Origin of the sequence: Streptomyces daghestanicus, from assembly GCF_020521275.1 — a bacterium.
Taxonomy (GTDB): domain Bacteria; phylum Actinomycetota; class Actinomycetes; order Streptomycetales; family Streptomycetaceae; genus Streptomyces; species Streptomyces griseoviridis.
Map to the genome: position 1 here is coordinate 283,585 of NZ_BNDX01000010.1, position 6,416 is coordinate 290,000.

At 64.9% G+C, this 6,416-nt stretch carries 3 protein-coding genes and 2 rRNA genes (1 of these 5 running past the window's edge); 2 read left to right on the plus strand and 3 right to left on the minus strand.

Features of this window, described 5'->3' with window-relative positions:
• The first annotated feature begins 8 nt into the window (after positions 1–8).
• Positions 9–1,421, plus strand: a complete 1,413-nt coding sequence (locus tag Sdagh_RS20310; protein ID WP_189421779.1) for an ATP-binding protein — start codon at positions 9–11, stop codon at positions 1,419–1,421.
• A 20-nt stretch (positions 1,422–1,441) separates the two neighbouring features.
• Complete coding sequence (locus Sdagh_RS20315) at positions 1,442–2,890, plus strand: type IV secretory system conjugative DNA transfer family protein (protein WP_190078063.1); 1,449 nt, start codon at positions 1,442–1,444, stop codon at positions 2,888–2,890.
• A 13-nt stretch (positions 2,891–2,903) separates the two neighbouring features.
• Here the strand turns inward: Sdagh_RS20315 and Sdagh_RS20320 are convergent, their stop codons facing one another.
• From Sdagh_RS20320 to Sdagh_RS20330, 3 genes are all read right to left on the minus strand, one after another.
• Entirely contained in the window at positions 2,904–3,467 is a 564-nt protein-coding gene (locus Sdagh_RS20320; protein WP_189421777.1) for a GNAT family N-acetyltransferase, read from the minus strand.
• Between the two features lie 92 nt (positions 3,468–3,559).
• Positions 3,560–3,676: ribosomal RNA gene (gene rrf / locus Sdagh_RS20325) — 5S ribosomal RNA — on the minus strand.
• Positions 3,677–3,753: 77 nt separating this feature from the next.
• Positions 3,754–6,416 (minus strand): 23S ribosomal RNA (locus Sdagh_RS20330) (it continues 458 nt past the right edge of the window).

A 6,416-nucleotide genomic window follows, 5' to 3' on the forward strand; every position in this document is an offset into this window, starting at 1 on the left:
TGAGCCTGATGCGGGATCCGCTGACCATCCTCACCGAAGCCTTCACGTCCTTCCTCTTCGGGAAGGTGGAGACGACCCGCCTGCCGGTCCGCACCTCCACGGGCCAGGCCCAGGCCGTCTACCTCCCCACGGCCGCCCCCGGCCTGGGCGACTCCGGCGTGATCATCGGCCGCGAGGTCTACTCCGGCAAGGGCTACATCTACGACCCCTTCCAGCTCTACGGCCAACAGCTCCCGGCCCCCCACTGGCTGGTCCTCGGCGAGTCCGGCAACGGCAAGTCGGCGCTGGAGAAGACCTACGTCCTGCGCCAGCTCCGCTTCAAGGACCGCCAGGTCGTCGTCCTGGACGCCCAGGGCGAGGACGGCGTCGGCGAGTGGAACCTCATCGCCGAGGAACTGGGCATAACGCCCATCCGCCTGGACCCGATGGCCGCCCTCGACCACGGCATCCGCCTCAACCCCCTCGACCCGGCCATCACCACCACCGGGCAGCTCGCCCTGCTCCGCACGATCATCGAGGTCGCCCTCGGCCACGGCCTGGACGAACGCTCCGGCTTCGCCCTGAAGGTCGCCCACGCCTACGTCAACGAGACCATCGTCGAGCGCCAGCCGGTCCTCTCCGACATCGTGGAGCAGCTGCGCCACCCCGAGCCGGAGTCCGCGGAGGCGATGAACGTCGCCATAGACGACGTACGCGCCTGGGGCCTGGACGTCGCCCTCGTCCTGGACCGCCTGGTCGACGGCGACCTGCGCGGCATGTTCGACGGTCCGACCACGGTCGGCATCGACCTCGACGCCCCGCTGATCGTCTTCGACCTGTCCCACATCGACCGCAACTCCATCGCCATGCCGATCCTGATGGCGATCGTCGGCGTGTGGCTGGAGCACACCTGGATCCGTCCGGACCGCAAGAAGCGCATCTTCCTGGTCGAGGAAGCCTGGCACATCATCAACAGCCCGTTCGTGGCCCAGTTGTTCCAGCGCCTGCTGAAGTTCGGCCGCCGCCTCGGCCTGTCCTTCGTCGCGGTCGTCCACCACCTCTCCGACGTGGTCGACGGCGCGGCGGCGAAGGAAGCGGCCGCGATCCTGAAGATGGCGTCGACGCGGACGATCTACGCGCAGAAGGCCGACGAGGCACGGGCCACCGGGCGTGTCCTGGGCCTCCCCCGCTGGGCCGTGGAGATCATCCCGACTCTCTCCCCCGGCATCGCCGTCTGGGACGTCAACGGCAATGTCCAGGTCGTCAAACACCTGGTCACCGAGACCGAACGCCCCTTGGTCTTCACCGACCGCGCGATGACCCAGTCCTCCGCCGACTTCGCCGACGACGCCCTGCGCGCCGCCGAACTGGAGGCGGAGGAGCGGGCGGCGGCCTTCGTGGAACAGCACCTCGGCGACTCGTCGGAATCGACGGTGGCGTAGGCGGAGAGGGGTCCCAACCGATGAGACCGGACGACCGGCGGACGGGCGGCCACACCGGCGGCATCCCCGACGGCCTGCTGCTCGGTACCCTCGCCTTCCTCCTCGGCATGACCGTGCTGGTGTGGACGGCGACGGGCCTGTCCGCCCTGTTCGCCCACGGCTCCTGGCCCGAGCACCTCACCTTCACCCACACCCCGCTGGCCATGCGCCACCTGGTCGCCGACCCGCACGACCTCCCCGGTGCCTGGCCCGACACCCCCGCCTCCGCGCTCTCCGGCTACGGCCTCTTCTGGGGCCTGCTCATCGGCCAGCTGATGATCCTGGTCGTCCTCACGGTCTTCGTCCTGGGCACCCTGGCGCGCTGGAAGGCCCTACGGCGCCGACGGCGCGAAGCCCCGGTGCCCGCACCCGCACCGGCACCGGCACCGGCACCGGTCCACGAGGTACCCACTCCGAGGCCACCGCTGCGGGAGCCAGCACCGGCCGAGCCCGTCACCTCCACGGCCGGCGGCAAGCGGCCGGCCGGATGGGCAACGAACCGCGCCGAGGGCGCGGTCCTCTACGGCTCCCGCCCCACCCACCACATCACCGCGACCGAGGCCCTCACGGACGCGGAGGGCCCCGCCCTGGTCGTCACGTCGAACCCCGCCCTCTGGCAGGAGACGAAGGACTCCCGGGCCAAACTCGGCCCCGTCCACCTCTACGACCCCACCCACCGCTGCGACACCCCGTCCCGCCTCCACTGGTCCCCCGCCGCCGGCTGCGAGTCGAAGGAGACGGCGACCGCCCGGGCCACCGCCCTCCTCACCCCGGTACGCCCCACCGCCCGGCTCGACCAGGCGGTCACCGACACCGCGGAAACCCTTCTCCGCAGCTATCTCCACGCCGCCGCGCTGGACGCCCGCACCGTCCGCCACGTCCACCGCTGGGTCCAGGGCCTGCAGGTCCAGGACGCCGTACGCATTCTCCGTACGCATCCCAAGGCGGCCCCCGGCACGGCCGGCGAACTCGAGGCCGCGCTCACCGCGCACCCCGACCGCCGCGACATGGCCCACCAGGTGACGACCCGTGCCCTCGCCGCCCTCTCCACGCTCAACATCCGCGAGAGCTGCACCCCCCACCGAAATGACGCCCTCGCCCTGGATTCCTTCATCCACGAAGGGGGAACGCTCTACGTGGTAGGTGAGCCCATCGAGGACCCCAGGACGGCTCCCGGCGCGATGCCCCTCCTGACGGCCCTCGTCTCCAGCGTGGTCGAGCACGGCCGGCGCATGGCCGAACGGTCATCCTCCGGTCGGCTCGACCCACCACTCACGCTCGTCCTCGACGATGTCGCGGCCGTGGCCCCGCTCCCCCAGCTCCCGGAGCTGCTCGCCGCCGGCGCGGACCGGGGCCTGCCGACCCTGGCCCTGCTCCGCTCCCGCGAACAGGGCCGCGCCCGCTGGCCCCACGCCGAACTCCCGGTCTAGCTCCGGTCCAGCCTCAGCCGGCGTCGAGGACGTACTCCAGTTCCTTCTGCTGCGGCGCCGCGGGCAGGGGCACCGTGTGCCCGCTCTCCACGAAGCCCAGCTTCCGGTAGAGCCCCCGCGCCCGCCCGTTGTCCTCGTGCACGATGAGCCGTACCCGTTCCACCCGGCGCCCCCACGCCCATTCCAGCGCGGCGGCGAACAGTGCCTTGGTCAGCCCGCTCCCCCGCCACTCGGGCCGCACGTACACGCCGGCTACGTGCCCCTGCCGGCGCTCCACGGGGAACCCGGCCCAGTCCGTCGTCCCGGCTTCCTCGATCAGCACGGTCACCGTCCCCAACCACGCCCCGCCGGGCCCTTCGGCGATGACCTGCCGCACCCGCTCCGAGCCTTCCGCGGCACCGGCGGCCCGCTCCTGCCAGAAGGAGTCCGGCCGCTCGACGGCCCGCTCGTAGGTGTCGAGGAACGCCAGGTGCGCGATCGGGTCCCGGAACATCCGCAGCGCCATCTCCCGCACGGCCGGCCACTCGTCGGCCCGAATCGGACGGATCACGTAGTCCCCAAGGGGCGATGCAGTCATGCGGCTCACGCTAGTACCCGGCACGACGCACTTCACCTTGTTAAACGCAGAAAACCCCGCACCATAAGGTGCGGGGTTCCCCGACAAAAACTGTTCGGCGGTGTCCTACTCTCCCACAGGGTCCCCCCTGCAGTACCATCGGCGCTGAAAGGCTTAGCTTCCGGGTTCGGAATGTAACCGGGCGTTTCCCTAACGCTATGACCACCGAAACACTATGAAACAAACAACAACCAGCACTACATGGCTGTTCGTGGTTTCAGAACCAACACAGTGGACGCGAGCAACTGAGGACAAGCCCTCGGCCTATTAGTACCAGTCACCTCCACACCTCACGGTGCTTCCAGATCTGGCCTATCAACCCAGTCGTCTACTGGGAGCCTTAACCCCTCAAAGGGGGTGGGAGTCCTCATCTCGAAGCAGGCTTCCCGCTTAGATGCTTTCAGCGGTTATCCCTCCCGAACGTAGCCAACCAGCCATGCCCTTGGCAGAACAACTGGCACACCAGAGGTTCGTCCGTCCCGGTCCTCTCGTACTAGGGACAGCCCTTCTCAAGACTCCTACGCGCACAGCGGATAGGGACCGAACTGTCTCACGACGTTCTAAACCCAGCTCGCGTACCGCTTTAATGGGCGAACAGCCCAACCCTTGGGACCGACTCCAGCCCCAGGATGCGACGAGCCGACATCGAGGTGCCAAACCATCCCGTCGATATGGACTCTTGGGGAAGATCAGCCTGTTATCCCCGGGGTACCTTTTATCCGTTGAGCGACGGCGCTTCCACAAGCCACCGCCGGATCACTAGTCCCGACTTTCGTCCCTGCTCGACCCGTCGGTCTCACAGTCAAGCTCCCTTGTGCACTTACACTCAACACCTGATTACCAACCAGGCTGAGGGAACCTTTGGGCGCCTCCGTTACTCTTTAGGAGGCAACCGCCCCAGTTAAACTACCCATCAGACACTGTCCCTGATCCGGATCACGGACCCAGGTTAGACATCCAGCACGACCAGACTGGTATTTCAACGACGACTCCCCCTGAACTGGCGTCCAGAGTTCACAGTCTCCCAGCTATCCTACACAAGCCGAACCGAACACCAATATCAAACTGTAGTAAAGGTCCCGGGGTCTTTCCGTCCTGCTGCGCGAAACGAGCATCTTTACTCGTAGTGCAATTTCACCGGGCCTATGGTTGAGACAGTCGAGAAGTCGTTACGCCATTCGTGCAGGTCGGAACTTACCCGACAAGGAATTTCGCTACCTTAGGATGGTTATAGTTACCACCGCCGTTTACTGGCGCTTAAGTTCTCAGCTTCGCCCCACCGAAATGGAGCTAACCGGTCCCCTTAACGTTCCAGCACCGGGCAGGCGTCAGTCCGTATACATCGCCTTACGGCTTCGCACGGACCTGTGTTTTTAGTAAACAGTCGCTTCTCGCTGGTCTCTGCGGCCACACCCAGCTCAGACCGTAAAGATCATCACCAGACGTGGCCCCCCTTCTCCCGAAGTTACGGGGGCATTTTGCCGAGTTCCTTAACCATAGTTCACCCGAACGCCTCGGTATTCTCTACCTGACCACCTGAGTCGGTTTAGGGTACGGGCCGCCATGAAACTCGCTAGAGGCTTTTCTCGACAGCATAGGATCATCCACTTCACCACAATCGGCTCGGCATCAGGTCTCAGACTATTGCCAGGCGGATTTACCTACCTGACGTCCTACACCCTTACCCCGGGACAACCACCGCCCGGGATGGACTACCTTCCTGCGTCACCCCATCACTCACCTACTAACCGCTTGGGCCGGCGGCTCCACCACTTTCCATTCCCCGAAGGGTCCGGAACGGCTTCACGGCCTTAGCATCACGATGCTCGATGTTTGACGCTTCACAGCGGGTACCGGAATATCAACCGGTTATCCATCGACTACGCCTGTCGGCCTCGCCTTAGGTCCCGACTTACCCTGGGCAGATCAGCTTGACCCAGGAACCCTTAGTCAATCGGCGCACACGTTTCCCACGTGTGTATCGCTACTCATGCCTGCATTCTCACTCGTCAACCGTCCACAACTCGCTTACACGGCTGCTTCACCCGGCAGACGACGCTCCCCTACCCATCACAGCAGGCGTTGGCCCTATAGCTGCAATGACACGACTTCGGCGGTACGCTTGAGCCCCGCTACATTGTCGGCGCGGAATCACTAGACCAGTGAGCTATTACGCACTCTTTCAAGGGTGGCTGCTTCTAAGCCAACCTCCTGGTTGTCTCTGCGACTCCACATCCTTTCCCACTTAGCGTACGCTTAGGGGCCTTAGTCGATGCTCTGGGCTGTTTCCCTCTCGACCATGGAGCTTATCCCCCACAGTCTCACTGCCGCGCTCTCACTTACCGGCATTCGGAGTTTGGCTAAGGTCAGTAACCCGGTAGGGCCCATCGCCTATCCAGTGCTCTACCTCCGGCAAGAAACACACGACGCTGCACCTAAATGCATTTCGGGGAGAACCAGCTATCACGGAGTTTGATTGGCCTTTCACCCCTAACCACAGGTCATCCCCCAGGTTTTCAACCCTGGTGGGTTCGGTCCTCCACGAAGTCTTACCTCCGCTTCAACCTGCCCATGGCTAGATCACTCCGCTTCGGGTCTTGAGCGTGCTACTCAAACGCCCTGTTCGGACTCGCTTTCGCTACGGCTACCCCACCCGGGTTAACCTCGCAACACACCGCAAACTCGCAGGCTCATTCTTCAAAAGGCACGCAGTCACGAGGCAAGCACAAGTGCTCACCCGACGCTCCCACGGCTTGTAGGCACACGGTTTCAGGTACTATTTCACTCCGCTCCCGCGGTACTTTTCACCATTCCCTCACGGTACTATCCGCTATCGGTCACCAGGGAATATTTAGGCTTAGCGGGTGGTCCCGCCAGATTCACACGGGATTTCTCGGGCCCCGTGCTACT

What these genes read in the sequence shown, in the direction of transcription:
- Sdagh_RS20320 (WP_189421777.1), bottom strand. Translation starts at nt 3,467, where the DNA reads ATGACTGCATCGCCCCTTGGGGACTACGTGATCCGTCCGATTCGGGCC.
- Sdagh_RS20310 (WP_189421779.1), top strand. Translation starts at nt 9, where the DNA reads ATGCGGGATCCGCTGACCATCCTCACCGAAGCCTTCACGTCCTTCCTC.
- Sdagh_RS20315 (WP_190078063.1), top strand. Translation starts at nt 1,442, where the DNA reads ATGAGACCGGACGACCGGCGGACGGGCGGCCACACCGGCGGCATCCCC.